The organism is Micromonospora sp. NPDC126480 (assembly GCF_040302465.1).
Classification (GTDB): domain Bacteria; phylum Actinomycetota; class Actinomycetes; order Mycobacteriales; family Micromonosporaceae; genus Micromonospora.
Genome location: NZ_JBEORU010000017.1, coordinates 21,533 through 37,652 on the forward strand (window position 1 = coordinate 21,533; position 16,120 = coordinate 37,652).

The 16,120-nt window shown below is 73.9% G+C and carries 12 protein-coding genes; 3 read left to right on the forward strand and 9 right to left on the reverse strand.

Annotation, left to right across the window (positions count from 1 at the left end):
- The 3 genes from ABTW87_RS17315 to ABTW87_RS17325 all read right to left on the reverse strand — a co-directional run bounded on the left by ABTW87_RS17315 (position 1) and on the right by ABTW87_RS17325 (position 4,442).
- Complete coding sequence (locus ABTW87_RS17315; RefSeq protein ID WP_350651823.1) at positions 1-1,491, reverse strand: ATP-binding protein; 1,491 nt, start codon at positions 1,489-1,491, stop codon at positions 1-3.
- Positions 1,492-1,596: 105 nt separating this feature from the next.
- A complete protein-coding gene (locus ABTW87_RS17320; RefSeq protein WP_350651824.1) occupies positions 1,597-3,159 on the reverse strand; it encodes a glycosyltransferase family 2 protein in 1,563 nt (520 codons plus the stop codon).
- Entirely contained in the window at positions 3,156-4,442 is a 1,287-nt protein-coding gene (locus ABTW87_RS17325; RefSeq protein WP_350651916.1) for a glycosyltransferase family 4 protein, read from the reverse strand. The genes ABTW87_RS17320 and ABTW87_RS17325 overlap by 4 nt, the downstream gene beginning before the upstream one ends.
- A 273-nt stretch (positions 4,443-4,715) precedes the next feature.
- Between ABTW87_RS17325 and ABTW87_RS17330 the strand changes: the two genes are divergently transcribed.
- Positions 4,716-5,747 (forward strand): glycosyltransferase family 2 protein, encoded by a 1,032-nt coding sequence (locus ABTW87_RS17330; RefSeq protein ID WP_350651825.1) that lies wholly within the window; start codon positions 4,716-4,718, stop codon positions 5,745-5,747.
- Complete coding sequence (locus ABTW87_RS17335; protein WP_350651826.1) at positions 5,744-6,886, forward strand: glycosyltransferase; 1,143 nt, start codon at positions 5,744-5,746, stop codon at positions 6,884-6,886. Before ABTW87_RS17330 ends, ABTW87_RS17335 begins: the two co-directional genes overlap by 4 nt.
- Positions 6,887-7,245: 359 nt before the next feature.
- Here the strand turns inward: ABTW87_RS17335 and ABTW87_RS17340 are convergent, their stop codons facing one another.
- Positions 7,246-8,388, reverse strand: coding sequence for a fatty acid desaturase family protein (locus tag ABTW87_RS17340; protein ID WP_350651827.1), 1,143 nt, complete (start codon positions 8,386-8,388; stop codon positions 7,246-7,248).
- Between the two features lie 15 nt (positions 8,389-8,403).
- Positions 8,404-9,495, reverse strand: coding sequence for a ferredoxin reductase (locus tag ABTW87_RS17345; RefSeq protein ID WP_350651828.1), 1,092 nt, complete (start codon positions 9,493-9,495; stop codon positions 8,404-8,406).
- 83 nt (positions 9,496-9,578) lie between these two features.
- Here ABTW87_RS17345 and ABTW87_RS17350 point away from each other — a divergent pair, with 83 nt between their 5' ends.
- Positions 9,579-10,805 carry a PucR family transcriptional regulator gene (locus ABTW87_RS17350; RefSeq protein WP_350651829.1) on the forward strand — a complete coding sequence of 409 codons (1,227 nt, stop codon included), beginning with the start codon at positions 9,579-9,581 and terminating at the stop codon, positions 10,803-10,805.
- A 6-nt stretch (positions 10,806-10,811) separates the two neighbouring features.
- On the opposite strand, the gene ABTW87_RS17355 is transcribed toward ABTW87_RS17350, so the two are convergent.
- The 4 genes from ABTW87_RS17355 to ABTW87_RS17370 form a co-directional block, all read right to left on the reverse strand.
- Complete coding sequence (locus ABTW87_RS17355; RefSeq protein ID WP_350651830.1) at positions 10,812-11,669, reverse strand: ABC transporter ATP-binding protein; 858 nt, start codon at positions 11,667-11,669, stop codon at positions 10,812-10,814.
- Positions 11,666-14,710 (reverse strand): FtsX-like permease family protein, encoded by a 3,045-nt coding sequence (locus ABTW87_RS17360; protein WP_350651831.1) that lies wholly within the window; start codon positions 14,708-14,710, stop codon positions 11,666-11,668. Before ABTW87_RS17360 ends, ABTW87_RS17355 begins: the two co-directional genes overlap by 4 nt.
- A 71-nt stretch (positions 14,711-14,781) precedes the next feature.
- On the reverse strand, positions 14,782-15,456 hold the full coding sequence (locus ABTW87_RS17365) for an ABC transporter ATP-binding protein (RefSeq protein ID WP_350651832.1): 675 nt from the start codon (positions 15,454-15,456) through the stop codon (positions 14,782-14,784).
- Between the two features lie 75 nt (positions 15,457-15,531).
- Complete coding sequence (locus ABTW87_RS17370) at positions 15,532-16,083, reverse strand: MarR family winged helix-turn-helix transcriptional regulator (RefSeq protein WP_350651833.1); 552 nt, start codon at positions 16,081-16,083, stop codon at positions 15,532-15,534.
- Positions 16,084-16,120 lie beyond the last annotated feature (37 nt).

Genomic DNA, 16,120 nt, shown 5'->3' on the forward strand with positions numbered 1-16,120 from the left:
TCAGCCGCGCCGCAGCCCCTCGATCGCCGTCCGCAGGTCGGCCTGGCGGATCGGGCCGGCCGGTCGGCCGCCGGTGGCCTCCCACATCGCCTTGGCCAGCTGCACCCGGCGCAGCACCTCGCGGATGTCCGCGCCGGTCAGGCCCGGAGCCTCGGCGGCGAGGACGGCCGGGTCGACGTCGGCGGCGAACATCCGGAATCCGGGCCGCTCGTGCTGGTCCACGAGGTCCCGGATCATCTTGCTGATGATCTCCGCGCGGCCCGCCTCGTCCGGCGGCGGGATCGACAGCTTCACGTCGAAGCGTCCCGACCGGATCAGCGAGGCGTCCACCCGCTGCGGGAAGTTGGTGGTGGCCACGACGATGACGTCCGGGTTCTCCTCGAAGAGGGTGTTCATCTCCTGCTTGAAGATGCCGGCCACCGCGTTGACCGCCTGGCTGGCCGCGTCGCCGCCGGCGCCCGCGTAGCTGATGATGCTGTCGAACTCGTCGAAGAGCAGCACGGTCGGCTGCCGGTAGCGGCGCGCCTCGCGGAAGATCTGCTTGATGTTGCGCTCCGACCCGCCGAGCCACTTGTCGAGGATCTCCGGGGTGCGGATCTCGCGGAAGTCGGCGCCGATCTCGTTGGCCAGCGCGCGGGCCAGCATCGTCTTGCCGGTGCCCGGCGGGCCGTACAGGAGGATTCCCTGCGGCCGGCGCGCTCCCCACCGGGCCATCACGTCGGGATGGCGGAACGAGACGGCGATCTCCCGGAACCGGGCCACCACGTCGTCGAGGCCGCCGACCTGGTCGAGGGTCACCGCCGCGCTGCCGGCCGGTCGCGCCGGTGCCACGGCCCGGGGGCGGCGCAGCCGGTACGCCCGGTCGCGCAGCACCCGCGGCTCCGGATCGTCACCGGCGAGGTCCCGCACGGCCTGCAGGGCGAGCCCGGCCAGTGCGCGCAGGTGCGCCGCGGTGACCTGGTCGGCGGGCACGGTGGCGCGGAGGGTGAGCAGGCGTCCGTCGTCGACGGTCGTCACGTCCTCGTCGGCGCGCAGGCCCAGCGCCGCCGCCTCACCGCGTACCTCCGCGGCGGCCGGATCGACCGGGCGCGGCCGCTCCGCCACGGCGGTGCCCGAGGGCCGGCCGAACCGCCGGGACGCCCGGGTGACGATGCGCCCGGCGCGACGGGCCAGCGGCCCGTCCGGATCGGCCGTGAGGTGCCGGGCGAGCAACCAGCCGGCCGGCCCGGCCACCCCCAGGGCCAGCAGCCGCACAGCCCCCGCCGGAACGACGGCCGTGGCGCGGATCTCGGCGGACAGGCGGCACGTTCCGTCCACCGTGTGCACGGCGAGACGGACACTCTGGACCGGCGCTGGCAGCGGCCCGGTAAGCCGCAGCTCCACGGGCCCGAAGCGGGCGGCGGCCAGCGCGCCGGCCGGATCGTCGATGGTGACCCGGGCGCCGAACCGCTCCACGGTGTCCGCGCCCGGCCGGTGGTGCTGGTCCGGCATGATCTTCCGCCTTCCGTGCGGCAGCGACCAGCCCGAGTCTGACAGCCGGTCCGGCCAACCGCCACCGACGGCCCGGCCCGCACCGGTCCGACCGGGGCGGGGAGGTCAGTGGCGGCGCAGGAGGCGGCGAGCCTGGGCGGCGACGCGCCGCGGTGTCACCGGCACCACGGAGATCATCAACCGGCCGGAGTCGTCGAGGACCGGCGTGATCACGTACGGGCGGACGCCGCGGCGACACGGCAGCGGCGCGGTGACCCGCAGGTTCGGCGCGCGCAGCGCGGCCGACCCGGCCGCGCCGGTGGCATGGTGCAGTCCCTGCGCCAGGTCGGGGTCGAAACCGCCGGCCTGTGCCGACACCGCCCGTCGCCGTCCGGACCGCCCGGTGGCGGCGAGCAGGTCGGCGGCGCGGAACCGGATCCGCAGCGTGGTCCCGTGCGGGCCGGAGGAGACCGCCGCGACGTCGGCGGGGATCTCCTCCGCGCTGACGTGCAGCGGCGGCAGGTCCGACGCGGGCGTCGTCGCGGTCAGGGTCAGCACCGCGCCGGTCTCCCAGGCGACGGCGGTGACATCGAGCTTCGCCGGCCAGTCCGGCGCCGCCGTCACGTCGAAGCACGAGTCGGGTACGCCGGCCCGGAAACCGGGGTACGCCGCGTACCGTCGGCCGTTCTCGACGACCGTGGGCGGCACGCCGCCGTGGGCGTCCCGGCGGATGACGGCGAGCAGGTCGTCGACGGTCGCGTCACGGGTCAGCAGGAGCCGGATGCGGGTCTCGGCGTTCAGCTCGGCGGCGACGCCGTCGGTGAGGTACGCGGCGACCAACCGCCCCACGCCGTCATGCACCCGCTGCTGGGTGTCGCGGTCCAGTCGGAGCAGGTCGTCCTCGACCAGCTTGGCGATCTCGTGGTCGAAGCGGCGGGCCATGACGGCGTCGCGCTGCCGGCCGGGCCCGATCAGTTCGGCCACGTACGCGGTGGTCGCCTCCACCGTCCGCAGCCGGTCCAGGTGCCGGCTCAGGTAGGTGATGTTGGTGGCGCGGAACCGGCGGACGGCGTAGTAGAACTCGTAGTCGGCGAGCACCGAGATGCGCCGGGCCCGGTAGCACGCCTCCAGCGTGAACGGCAGGTCGCTGGCCAGCCGCAGGTCCTCCCGGTAACGGATCCGGTGCCGGTCCAGCAGTTCCCGGCGGAACAGCTTGGTGTTGGCCAGCGACCGCGGCAGCGGCGAGTCGAACAGGTCGACCTCGGCCTGGTTGGCGGCGAAGATGTCCTGGTAGATGTGCCGGCTGTTGACGCCGACCACCTTGCCGAGCACGACGTCCGAGCCCCACTCGTCGGCGGCGGCGACGAGCCGTTGCAGGGCCTCCGGGCCGAGCTGGTCGTCGGCGCCGACGAAGAAGACGTACCGGCCGGTGGCGGCGTCGAGGCCCCGGTTGCACGGGTTGGCCGGCCCGCCGGAGTTCGCCTGGTGGATGACCGTGAACAGGCCGGGATGGCGGGCCGCGTACCGGTCCAGGACGCGGCCACTGCCGTCGGTGGAGCCGTCGTCGACGGCCACCACCTGCAACCGCGGCGGTGCGATGGTCTGCCGGACCAGCGAGTCCAGGCAGCGGGTCAGGTACGGCATGGTGTTGTAGACCGGCACCACCACGCTGACGTCCGGCCGGCTCACCGCGCCTCCACCGGGTCGACCGCCAGCAGTCGACGGTAGAGGGCGGCCAGCCGCTCGGCCTGCGCCTCCCACGTCCAGCCGGGCAGCGGCGAGTCCGGTCCCTCGTACGCCCGCCGGTAGCGCCGCGGGTCGGCGAGGACCGCCCGGACCGCGCGGGCGAGGTCGCCGGCGTCGCGGGCCCGGAACACCTCACCCTGGCCGGTGGTCCGGACGGTGTCGGCCATCGTCCGGACGTCGCTGACGACCACCGGGAGCCGGGCGTGTGCGTACTCGAAGAACTTGGTGATCAGTGCGATCTCGTGGTTGGGCCAGTGGTGCAGTGGGATCAGCCCCACGTCGGCGGCGGCCAGGAACGCGGTGACCTGCTCGTGCGGCACGTACGGCAGGGGGTGCACCCGGTCGGCCACGCCGAGCCGGGCGGCGGCGGCCAGCAGGGACCGGACGTACGGCGCCGACGGGTCCGGGACGACCAGCGCGAGATGCGCCCCGGGCAGCCCGGGCAGCGCCTGCACCACCGTGCCGACTCCCCGCTGCTCGGCGATCGCGCCGCTGTAGACGAGCAGCGGGACGTCCGGTCCGATCCCGCAGCGGCGTCGCAGATCCGGCACCGCGGCCGGCGGCGGACCGGCGGTCGCCGGGGCGTTGAGCACGACGGTGGGGCGCTCGGCCAGGGCGTGCTCGGCCTGCAGCAGGTCGGCCAGGGTGTCCGAGACGGTCACCACCGCGTCGGCGTACGGCACGTACTCCCGGACGTACGCGAGGTGGGCCGGCAGCCATCGCACGTTGTCCCGGCGGGGCTTCGCGCCGGGCAGCCACTCGTGGGCGTCCCACACGAGCCGCACCGGGCGGCCGGCCGCGCGCGCCCGCTCGACGGCGCGCGCAGCGACGCCGAGCATGCGGAAGTCGTGGGCGTGGATCAGGTCCGGTGCCAGCGCGTCGACCACCGGGCCGAACACCCGCTCGTACGTCCACAGGCCCGGTTCGAGCCGTCGCCACGCCCGGTCACCGGCGATCGCCCGCCAGAGCCGGACCTGGGCGTGCTCGACCGGCCGGCGGGCCAGCCGGGCCACCCGCGGCAGCGGACCACCCCGGGCGACCACGCGCTGTCGCAGGCCACCGGCGGGCCGGGGCATGGGCAGCACCCGGACGTGGGCGCCGCCGAGCCGTTCTTCCCGTGCGGCGTCGGCGCAGCCCAGCAGGGTGACGTCCCAGCCCGCTTCGGCGGCCGAGCGGGCCGCCTTCTGCACCCGGGAGTCGCCGTCGACCCGGTTGTCCACGAGCATGACCACCCGGCCACCACCGTCGCGCCGCACGAATTCCCCAATTCCCGATCAGCCGCTCCGTCCGGCGGTCCGCGACGATTGAAACGGCTCTCCCGTCGCCGCGCCAAGCCCGGAACCACCTGGCGGGGAAGTTCTTCCACGCCGTACACCCGCCGTCCACCTCCGCCTCACCGGCACTTCTCCCGGCCTCGGTTGGGTCGGGTTCGGAAGCCTCGTCGCCGACGGTCCGCCGGTTCCGCCGGAGGACCGCGGTCAATGCGTAAGCGGGTACTCATGGCGCGTGCACCTGAGGTAAGCGTGGTCGTCCCGACCTGCGACCGGCCGGCGCTGGTGACCCGGGCGGTCCGCAGCGCCCTCAGCCAGTCCGTCGCGGAGATCGAGGTCGTCGTCGTGGTAGACGGCGCGGACGCCGGCACGCTGGCCGCCCTCGCCGCGGTCGGCGACCCGCGCCTGCGGGTGCTGCCGTTGCCTGAGCGGGGCGGCGCGCCGAATGCCCGCAACGAGGGTGTCCGGGCGGCCCGCGCCCGGTGGACGGCGTTGCTGGACGACGACGACGAGTGGCTGCCGCACAAACTGGAGGTCCAGCTGGCCCTCGCCGCGACCGCGCCGGTGGCCTCGCCGATCGTCGCGAGCCGCCTGGTCAACCGCACCCCGCGCGCCGAGTTCGTGCTGCCCCGCCGGCTGCCCGAGCCGGACCAACCGATGAGCGAGTACCTCACCGTGCGCCGGGGGCTGTTCCACGGCGACGGGTTCATCCAGACCTCGACGATCCTGGCCCCGACCGAGCTGCTGCGCCGCGTCCCGTTCACCGTGGGCCTGCGCCGACAGCAGGAGCTGGACTGGACGCTGCGGGCCCTCGCGCACGACGACGTACGGCTGCTGATGGCGGCCGAGCCGCTGGTGCTGTGGCACCAGGACGAGGACCGGCCCCGGATCAGCCTCTCGTCCCCCTGGGCAGAGCAGCTGGACTGGCTGCGCTCGGTCCGCCCGCTGCTCACCCCGCGCGCGTACGCGGCGATCGCGCTGAGCGTCATCGGCTCGATGGCGGCGACGACCCGCGACCCGCGGGTGTTCCGGACCGTGCTCGCCGACGCCCGGCGGCACGGCCGCCCGGGTGCGCTCGACTATCTGACGTACCTGCAGCTCTGGCTGGTCCCGCCCCGGCTGCGACACACCGTGCGCGACCGGATCCTGGACCGCCGCCGCCCCCACCGGAGCGGCCCGGCGGGAACCGCCGACCGTGCCGGCACCGTGGCGGCGCGGCCCGCGCCGGCCCGGTCCGTGGTGGTGAACCGGCAGCCGTGACCGGTACCGACGACCCGCGGCGCGTCGTCGTCTGGCGCAGCCACCTGCTGCCCGGCTCCGAGACGTTCATCCGCAACCAGGCCGACGCCCTGACCACTTGGCGGCCCACCTACCTGGGCGCCGTGCGGGTCCCGTCGCCGCTGTCCCGCGACACCGACCTGGTCGCGTTCGGCGACAGCGCCGGGGACCGGCGCAACCTGCTCGCGCTGAAGGCGACCGGCCGGTCCCCCCGGCTCACCCGGCTGCTGCGGCGGCTGCGCCCGGCGCTGGTGCACGCCCACTTCGGCAATGACGGGTGGCTGATCAGCCGCGCTGCCGCCGATTCGGGCATCCCGCTCGTCATCACCGTGCACGGCCGCGACGTCACCCGTCAGCCCACCCTGCCCGGGCTGCGCGGCGCCCGCCAGCGCCGCAACCTCCGCGTCGCGTTCGAACGGGCGGCCCTGGTCGTCGCCGTCAGCGGGTTCATCCGCGACCGGGCGGTCGCCCTCGGCGCGGACCCGGCGAAGGTCCGGGTGCACCACACCGGCGTGCCGGTTCCGCCGCCGCCGGCGTCCGCACCGGCATGGGACGTGGTGTTCGTCGGCCGGCTCGTCGAGAAGAAGGGCGTGGACGATCTCGTCGAGGCGCTCGGCCTGCTGCGCCCCCGGCGGCCGCGGGCGCTGTTCATCGGCAGCGGGCCGCTGGAGGTGCCGCTACGGGCCCGCGCCGCGCAACTCGGCCTGGACGCCACCTTCCTCGGCGCGCAGCCGCCCGAGGCGGTCGCCCGGCACCTCGCGGCGTCACGCCTGCTCGCCGCGCCCTCGAAGACGGCGGCCGACGGGGACTCCGAGGGACTGCCCACCACTGTCCTGGAGGCGGCGAGTGCCGGCCTGCCGGTCGTCGCGACCTACCACAGCGGCATCCCGGAGGCCGTCGTGCACGGCGGGACCGGGCTGCTCGGCGCCGAGGGCGACCGGGCGGCGCTGGCGGGCAACATCGTCCGGCTGCTCGACGACGACGCGTTGCGGGACCGGCTCGGGCGCGCGGCCCGCCGGCACGTCGAGGAGCACTTCGACCTGCGCGTGCAGACCAGCCGGCTGGAGAAGCTGTACGAGTCGGTGGCCGCCGGCCGCGAGGACGCCTGCCCGGCCGGATGATGCCGGCCGGCTGGCCCGGGCTGTACGCCCGGCCGGCCGCGGGCGTCCCCGTACTGCCCCAACCCGAGAGCGAGGGTGACGCCCGGGATCACACAGCGTCATTCCGTCAGCCGAACCTGACCCCTCGACGCAACCCCTTTGCTCTGCTTACCGATACGCACAAGTCACTCTCCGTGGCCCCGCGTCGCTAAGGATGCTTCCCCCCTGCGGCACTGGAACCGCTGCTCAGCGGACCTGTGCGTATTGGTAAGCAGAGCAAAGGACGGAATCGGTTCCTTGTTGCTCGGCAGCGGCGGGCACGGAGCGTACGGCCAGGGCCCGAGGCGCGACCGCACACGCTCCGTGCGGACCGGCAGCGGTCAGGCGCCTGTCGCGGCGAGGGCCCGGGCCGGGCGGTCGTTGACGTGGCCACGAGGCTTCCGGTTGGGCAGCGAGAGCCGAATGACCTTCCGCCAGGCGGAGAAGACCTGCCGGGGCAGCGAGCCGGTGGTGTAGCGCAGCCCGTACCTGTCGAACAGCGCCCGCACCTCCGGGGCGATCTCCCCGTACCGGTTGCTCGGCAGGTCCGGGAAGAGGTGATGCTCAATCTGGTGGGACAGGTTCCCGGTCATGATGTGCAGCAGCCGAGGGCCGCTGATGTTGGCCGAGCCGAGCATCTGCCGCAGGTACCACTCGCCGCGGGTCTCCCCCTCGATCGAGGTCTTCTCGAAGGTCTCGACGCCCTCCGGGAAGTGCCCGCACATGATCACCGAGTGGCTCCACAGGTTGCGGACCAGGTTGGCGGTGAAGGTCGCGGCGAGCGTGGTGAGGAAGGACGGGCCGGACAGCAGCGGGTGCAGCACGTAGTCCTTGAGGACCTGCCGGCGGATCTTGCGGCCGACCGCCCGGGCGCGGGCCCGGAACTCCGGGTCCTTGTGCCGGCCATCCTTCAGGTTGTGGCCCAGCTCCAGGTCGTACGCGGCGATGCCGTACTCGAAGAAGCAGGCGTTTATGAAGTTCCACAGCGGCTGGCCCAGATGCATCGGGTGCCACCGCTGGTCCTCGTCGACGCGCATGATGCCGTACCCGAGGTCGTTGTCCTTGCCGACCACGTTGGTGTAGCGGTGGTGCAGCTCGTTGTGCGAGTGCTTCCACTGGTCGGCCGGCGAGACGTGGTCCCATTCCCAGGTCGTGGAGTGGATCTTCGGATCACGCATCCAGTCCCACTGACCGTGCAGGACGTTGTGCCCGATCTCCATGTTCTCGAGGATCTTGGCGATCGACAGGCCGACGGTGCCGACCACCCAGGCCGGCGGGAAGAGCGAGAAGAGCAGCACCGCGCGGCTGCTCAGCTCCAGGCTGCGCTGCGTCTTGATGACCCGGCGGATGTATCGGGCGTCCCGCTCACCGCGGTCGGCGAGGACCCGGTCCCGGATGGCGTCAAGTTCCTTGCCGATGACCTCGATGTCCTGGGCGGTGAGGTGGGCGATCGGGTTGACGGGCTTGCGCTGGATGACGGTCATCGGCTCTCCGGTGGGTCAGTGGTCGAGGTCGCAGGGGCCGGCCGCGGCCGACACGCAGGTCTGGATGAGGACGCCGTCGCCGGGCACCGCCGTGGTGAGTGCCCCGTTGCGCAGGTCGCGAACCGCGCCCTGCCGCAGCGGCAGCACGCAGCCGTAGCAGATGCCCATCCGGCAGCCCGACGGCATGAGCACTCCGGCCGCCTCACCGGCGTCCAGCAGGGGGGTGCCGCCGTCGGCGTCCACCGTCACGCCGGTCCGGCCGAAGGTCACCGTGCCGCCCTCACCGGGCGAGATGACGGTCGGGCGGAACCGCTCGGTGTGCAGCCGCTCGGGGCGGCCGGCGGCCGTCCAGTGTTCCTCCAGGGCGTCGAGCAGCCCGATCGGACCGCACGCCCACGTCTCCCGGTCGAGATGATCGGGGACGATGCCGGCCAGGTCGGCGGCGGTGAGCTGGCCGTCGCGATCGGTGTGCCGCTCCACCAGCCGCAGCGCGCCGGCGGCGGCCAGGTCCCGCAGCTCCGTACCGAAGACGACGTCCGCCGGGGTGGGCGCCGAGTGCACCAGGGTGACGTCGGCACCGGCGAGGACGCCGCTGCGCAGCATGCCCATCACCGGAGTGATCCCGCTGCCCGCCGTGACGAGCAGCACCCGCGCCGGGACGGCCGCCGGCAGCACGAAGTCGCCCTGGGCCTGGTCGAGGTGCACGATCGTGCCCGGCCGGACGCGGCGGACCAGGTGGTTGCTGACCACGCCGTCCGGGATCGCCTTGACGGTGATCGTGATCGGGTCGTGGCGACGGCCGGGGGCTGAGGTCACCGAGTACGCCCGCCACTGCCGTACGCCGTCGACGTCCACGCCGAGCCGGACGTACTGCCCGGGGACGTGTCCCCGCCAGTCCCGCCCGGGCTTGATCACGACCGTCGCGGCGTCCCGGGTCTCCGGACGCACCGCGACGATGCGGCCCCGCAGGTCGGCACCGGAGCGCAGCGGGGCGACCAGGTCGAGGTAGTCGTCGGGCAGCAGCGGCGTGGTGACCGCCGCGGCGAGCCGCAGGATCCGGCGCCGCACGGGCGTCGACTCGGGTGGGCGCGGCACGGTGGTGGTCATACCCCGATGGTCGCGGCACAATGGCATAAAATCTTGGCCCGCGAAGGTGAACCGGGCTGCTCGACTTGTGCGGAGGGAACAAAGTGCCGGAACGGTCCGAGGCGACCCGGCGCGCCGCCGGTCTCGACCTCGACGAGCGGGTGGCCGGCGAGCTGCGTGATCGGCTGCCGCTGCTCGCCGAGCGGATCGTGACCGCGATCACCGCCGAGGTGCCCAGCTACTCCGGCACCCTCACCGGCCAGATGCGCGACAAGATCGAGAACGCGGTGCAGATCGCCCTCGGCACCTTCCTGCAACTGGTCGAGCACTCCTCCGGCTCCGACCCGAGCACGCCCCTGGTTCCCGCCCTGGAGGCCGCGTACGCCCTGGGCAGCGGCGAGGCCCGCTCCGGGCGCAGCATGGACGCGCTGCAGGCCGCGTACCGGGTGGGGGCGCGGGTCACCTGGCGGGAGATGTCGACCATCGCCGTCCGCGGCGGACTGCCGGCGGCGACGGTGGCCGAGTTCGCCGAGCTGATGTTCGCCTACATCGACGAGCTGTCCGCCGCCAGCGTCGCCGGGCACGCCGACGAGCTGGCCAGCGCCGGCCGGGCCCGCCGCCGCAACCTGGAACGCCTGACCCAGCAGTTGCTCGCCGGCGAGCCCGAGGACGTGCTGGTGCGCAGCGCCGAACGCGCCGACTGGCCGCCACCGCAGACGCTCACCGTCGTCCTCCTGCCCCGGGCGAACCTGCGCGCGGCGCTCGCCCTGCTGCCGTCGCAGACGCTGGAGAGCGGCGACGACCTGGCGGGGAGCGAACCGGATGAGGAGACGGCGGTGCTGCTCGTGCCGGACATGCACGGCGACCGGCGCCGGCAGCTCGTCCGTACGCTGCATGGCCGGCGCGCGGTCGTCGGGCCCGCCCGGCCCTGGGCCCGGGCCGCCTCCTCCTATCGGCGGGCCACCCGGCTGGTGATTCTCGGCACCGACCATCCCGAGGACGGTGAGCCGCTCGACACCGAGTGCCACCTGGTCCGGCTGCTGCTCAGCGCCGACACCGAGGCCCTCACCGACCTGCGGGCCCGGGTGCTGCAACCGCTGGCGTCGCTGCCTCCGGCCACCGCCGCGCGGCTCGCCGAGACGCTGCGCTCCTGGTTGATGCACCACGGCCGCCGCGACGACGTGGCCGCCGACCTGTTCATCCACCCGCAGACGGTGCGCTACCGGATGAGCCAGCTGCGCGAGCTGTACGGCAACCGGCTCACCGACCCGCGTACGGTTCTCGACCTCACCATCGCCCTCGCCGCCGGGCCGCTGCCGTCCACGCCGTGAGTGGCGTCACCCACCGTCGGGGTCGCGTGGCCGCAGGGTCACGCCGTCGGCCGTGTGGTCGACCGTGAAGAGCGTCCCGGGGGCGAAGCCCGCGAGCGTCTCCGGCGGCAACTGAATGGTCCCGTCCGCGGCGAGGACGGCGTAGTCGCGGCCGTCGCGCCCCTCGGCGCCGACCCGGCCGTCCCGGATCGTCACGGCTCGACCCAGTCGGGTACCCACCTCGCCATCGTGGGTCACCACCACGACGGTCGTGCCCTGTTCCGCGTTGATCGTTTTCAGGGCGGCGAGCACCTCGTCGCGGCCGGAGCGGTCGAGCTGGCTGGTCGGTTCGTCGACGAGCAACAGACCGGGGTTGGCCGCGAGCCCTTGCGCCAGGGCGGCGCGCTGCCGCTCACCGGGGGCCAGCTCGTCGATACGTCGCCGGCCGGCACCGGCGAGCCCGACCAGTTCGAGGATCCGACCCGGCGGGTCGAGCCGCCGCCCCGGGAGACCGGCGGCCGGGCGCTGCGCCAGCCAGATGTTGCGCTCGAGGGTGAGGTACGGCAGCAGGTTGCGGTCCGCGCCCTGCAGCACGATGCCGATCGTCCTGCCGCGCAGCGCGGCGAGCCGGGCCGGCGGGAGCTTCGTCAGCTCCTGGTCACCCACGAAAACCCTCCCGGCGCTGGGGCGCAGCAGGCCGGCGAGCACCGCGACCAGGGTCGATTTCCCCGAACCGGACGGTCCGACAAGCGCGAGCATCTCCCCGGCGCCGATGTGCAGGTCCACCCCGGAGAGCGCGACCACCTCACCCGACGACTGGTAGATGTGCACGAGCCGCTGGCAGACGACGGTCGCGCCCGAACCGGTCGTCCCCGCCGCCCTCATCGGCTGTTCCGGCGGACCGAGGCGGCGAGGGCGAGCCCCAACAGCAGAGAGGTCAGCACGAGGGCCCCGACGGCGGACGCCAGGACCGCCGCCAGCCAGTCGAGCCGCGGCCAACTCGGCAGCGGCAGCGGGGACGCGTCCATGAACACCCGCAGCCCGGCCCGGGCGACGACCCACACCACGGCGGCAGCAAACCCACCCACCACCGAGGCGACCAGGACCAGCCACCCGTACCCACCGCGTACGACACCCCGTGGCACACCCTGGCGGCGCAGCGCGACCATTGCGGCGACCCGTCCGCGGCGTTCGACCGCCGCCACCGCCACCATTCCCGCCGCACCCAGGGCGACCACGGCGCCGGCGGCGAGGAGGTTGAGGTTCAAAGCCAGGGCGGCGCCCTGCCGGTCGAAGGCATCCCGGACGGCCGCGGCCGTCCGGTCGTACCGCACCACCAGGCCCTGAGCTCGAATCCGGTCGAGGATGTCCGCCGGCGCCTGCCGGTTGAGCCACACCTCCTCGACACCGCTCTCACCGCCGACCGCGGCCCGGTCGGCGTACTCGAGATCGACGAGCACCCCTCGGTCGCCGAGTCGGGGCAGCCCCTCCACCAGACCGGCAACCCGTGCGCCGATATCGACCGCGTCGATGCCGGTGACAGCGTGGCCATAACCTCTCGGTATTCCCAGGGCGTGGGTCAGCACGGCAGGGACCGGATACGGAACGTCGACCACCATCGCGCGGATCGCCTGGCTCACGTCGCTCGATGCGATGGTCAGGCGCAGTTCCGGCTGCCCGTGGGTCACGTCGGGACGCACGCTCCGTCCTTCCACGTCGAGCCGCCAGGACCGCGGCCGGGCCAGCTCCGCGCCGGTCAGCAGTACCTCGTCACCCTCGCCCTGTCGCACCTCGGTGATCCGGAGGACCAGTTCGTGGGAACCCGCGGGGGCAGCGACGTCGATGCTGACCAACCGGCAGCCCGACACGCACTCGGGGACCGGGACCCAGTAGTCCTCCGGACCTGGCACAAGCTGACCGGCGGTGACCTGCCGGATGCCGGACCTGCTCGCGACCGACACGGACAGCCGCGGCCGGGCAGCGAAGATCTCCGGGGCCGAGGCGGCCGTGACGGAAAGCGTCAAAGACGTCCCGCGCACGGCCACCGACGGCCCCGGGGGATCCGGACGCAGCACGGGCGTGAGGTCATCCAGTGCCTCCGCGTACGAATGGTGGGGGGCGGCCACGGCGGCGAGGCGGGCCGAGTCCACGGCGAGAACGCGCCCGGCCTGCCGCGGTGTGGCGGACATGACGGCGGCCATCGCGAAGCGGCCGTCCGGGTCTATCGACCGGACCGTCTCCAGCAGGTGGCGTCGGGACATCGCGTCGACGCCGACCACCCGCGCGGCTCCGGTCTCGACGGCCGCCCGCTCGGCGTAGGCGACCGTTGCCACGTCCCGGGCGGACGCGGTGTACGCGAGCATCGCGAGGACGACCGTCAGCAGGACGACCAGAGGCCGGACCCGTGGCTGGCGGGCCAGGGAGACGAGGGCGACGCCGGAGGCCAACCGACCGGAACGCAGGAGGGTACCACCGCCCACCATCGCGAGCACCAACGCCACCCGGGACAGCACGACGGCGACCGCGAGCACGCCGGCCACCGGCGCCACCAACGCCAGGCCGGTGGGCGCGCCGCCGGTGTGCAGTTGAAGCAGGGCGGCTCCGGCGACGGCGAGGACGAGGGCGTCGGCGATTCCACCACGCCAGCTGGACCGGCGCGCCGGGACCTGGCGGAGCAGGTCGACGACCGGGGCGGAGAGGTTACGGAGTTGGGCGAGCAGCACCGCGCCGAGCGCGCCGACCGCTGCGGCGCCGGCGAAGCCGACCGCGACGGAGTCCAACCCGACGGTCCCCGCGGTCGGTAGGGTGCGGGCGGCGAGCAGTTTCGCCGCGCCCACCGCGGCTGCGCAGCCGAGCGGGAACGCCGCCAGCACGGGGATTGCGCTCTCGCCGACGGCCAGCAACCACAGGCGCCTGCGCTGGACGCCCCGTAGCAACAGCAGCCCCTGCTCGGAGCGGCGTTCGTCGACGGCAATGCCGACCACGGCGAAGAGCACGAGCCAGGAGAGGAGGACGACCGTCGTGGCCCCGAGCACCACTCCGCTGGAGAGCTGCGCACGGTGCCGATCGATCCGGTCGAGCAGGTCGGGAAGGTCTGACCCCGCGCCGAGCCTGCTGGACGTCGCCTCATCCGTGGCTGCTGTCACCTCGGCATTGATCTGATCGAGCGGCCGAGTCAGGACGAGTTTCTCGGTCACGTACAGGTCCACGGCGGGACGGGTTCGGAAACCCGTTTGCACCGGCCAGGGCGTCGCCGCGACGAAGATGGCGTCCGCCGCGCTCCCGACCGCCGGAACAGCGGTCTCGCCCGGTTTCGCCGGGCGGAGGTACTCGTCACCCAGCCAGTAGGCGTCCGCCGGGTCGAGCGGTCGGTACACGCCTGCCACCCGCAGCGGGACGACCGGACCTTTCTCGCGCCCCTCGATGTCGCCCACGCCCTGAAAGGTGACGGTGTCGCCGACGCCCACGCCGAGTCGGGCAGCGGTGTGCGGGCCGAGCATCACCTCCGGCGGTTCGCCGGCGGAGCCGGGTGCGGGGCAGGACCCGGTGACGGTCACCCGCTCGCAGACTCCCTCACGAAGGACGAGAGACGAGTCAACGCTGTCCGTGCGACCTGTGGTCACGCCGGCGCTCTGGACGCTGAACACCGGCTCGAAGCCGTCCGGCTGGAGCTCCGCCACTTCCCGGCGGAACGCACCCAGTACGGCCTCGTCGGGCGGGCGCTCCGACTCCGTCAACTGCACGATCCGTAGCCTGCGCTCGCCCGGCTCGGCACCGGCGAACTCGTACCCGGCCAGAGCGTCGTCGGCGGCAGCCAGGTACGCCGGCGCCGCGGCGGCCGCGGCGGTGGCGAGCACCGACAGGATCAGGACCGCGATGGCCTGCATCCGCCGCCCCCGCAGCGCACCCGCGATGATGGCCAGCATGGGCGCTCACGCTAGCCAGCGCCGCGGGGCGGCACCGACCGGCGGCCGAATTCGATACCGGACGGTTACGGTCAACCCGGCCGGCGCGCAGGTGTGACGTCACCCCGGGTCGACTCGACCCGACCGTCCACGAGGTGCAGCTCGGCGTCGCAGATCGCCGCCGCCTCCGGATCGTGCGTGGCGAACACCACCGCCGCACCCCGTCCCGCCTCCTCACGCAGGAGGGTCAGCACCCGTTGCCGGTTTCCGGCATCGAGCTCACTGGTCACCTCGTCGGCGAGCAGCACCGTCCCCTGGAGAGCCATTCCCCGGGCGATGGCCACCCGCTGTCGCTGACCGCCGGAGAGCTCCTCGACCAGTTGGTCCGCCTGGCCCACGAGGCCCAGGCGGTCCAGCACTTCCGCCGTACGCCGGTGAGCCGACGGCGCAGGCGTTCCGGTGCCGACGAGGGTCACCTGGATGTTCTCCGCGGCGGTCAGGACCGGCACGAGACCGTTGTCCTGCGGAACGAGAACGACACCGCTCGCGACCGCGGCGTCCCGGTCGGAGACGGGTCGCCCTTCGACGGTCACGCTGCCCCGGATCGGGCGCAGCAGGCCGGCCACCGTGTGCAGCAGGGTGGTCTTCCCGGCACCGGACGCTCCCGTCACCGCCAGCACCTGGCCTGGCGCCACCATCGCGGAGACGTCCACGAGGACCGGTCTGGCCGGGTCGTATCCGACGGTCACCGCGTCGACAGTCAGCATCCGCGCAGACTCCTCTCCGAGGGATCTGCCGCAGCAGCCTACGCGAGCGAAGCCGATGGGACGGCCCCCGCGGCGTCAGGGCGGCGTGACGTCGGTGCTTCCCTCGGCCCGAGGTCCGCCCGGGGCCTCCTCGCCGTCGATCGACCGGGCCTCCGCCACCGCCTCACATAGGTCGGTCAGCGGGTCGCGGCGCTGCGCGACGCAGGCGACGTGCTGCAGAAGCGTCCGGAACGTCTCGGCGTCGGCGGGGTCGAGGCCGCCGAGCAGGTGGGACTCGACGTGCCGGAGCGCCTGCCGTCGCTGCCGCCAGACGGCGCGCCCCTCGTCGGTGGCGCACACAAGCCGGCTGCGGCGGTCGGCGGGGTCGGGCCGGCGGAGGACGAGACCACGCCCCTCCAGATCGTCGATGAGGTACGTGAGCACGGTCCGGTCGATCCCGAGGTCCGCGGCGATCGCGCCCTGGTTCCGGACCGGCTCGCGAACCGCCGCCGCGAGCACCTGGTAGCCGCGCGGCCCTCCGGGTATCCCGTCGAGCGCCCGCTCGGCGGCCTTCACGTAGGCGCGGAAGACCACGCCCAGCATCCAGCCGAGGTCGTCCTCGGAGAGGTCCGCTGTCGCACCGGTCACACGGTAAGACTAGCTGAACAGGTCAACTTTCTTGGTG

Coding starts and splice junctions, on each gene's coding strand:
- ABTW87_RS17315 (WP_350651823.1), bottom strand. CDS start 1,491: ATGCCGGACCAGCACCACCGGCCGGGCGCGGACACCGTGGAGCGGTTC.
- ABTW87_RS17325 (WP_350651916.1), bottom strand. CDS start 4,442: ATGCTCGTGGACAACCGGGTCGACGGCGACTCCCGGGTGCAGAAGGCG.
- ABTW87_RS17330 (WP_350651825.1), top strand. CDS start 4,716: ATGGCGCGTGCACCTGAGGTAAGCGTGGTCGTCCCGACCTGCGACCGG.
- ABTW87_RS17340 (WP_350651827.1), bottom strand. CDS start 8,388: ATGACCGTCATCCAGCGCAAGCCCGTCAACCCGATCGCCCACCTCACC.
- ABTW87_RS17345 (WP_350651828.1), bottom strand. CDS start 9,495: ATGACCACCACCGTGCCGCGCCCACCCGAGTCGACGCCCGTGCGGCGC.
- ABTW87_RS17355 (WP_350651830.1), bottom strand. CDS start 11,669: ATGAGGGCGGCGGGGACGACCGGTTCGGGCGCGACCGTCGTCTGCCAG.
- ABTW87_RS17360 (WP_350651831.1), bottom strand. CDS start 14,710: ATGCTGGCCATCATCGCGGGTGCGCTGCGGGGGCGGCGGATGCAGGCC.
- ABTW87_RS17365 (WP_350651832.1), bottom strand. CDS start 15,456: ATGCTGACTGTCGACGCGGTGACCGTCGGATACGACCCGGCCAGACCG.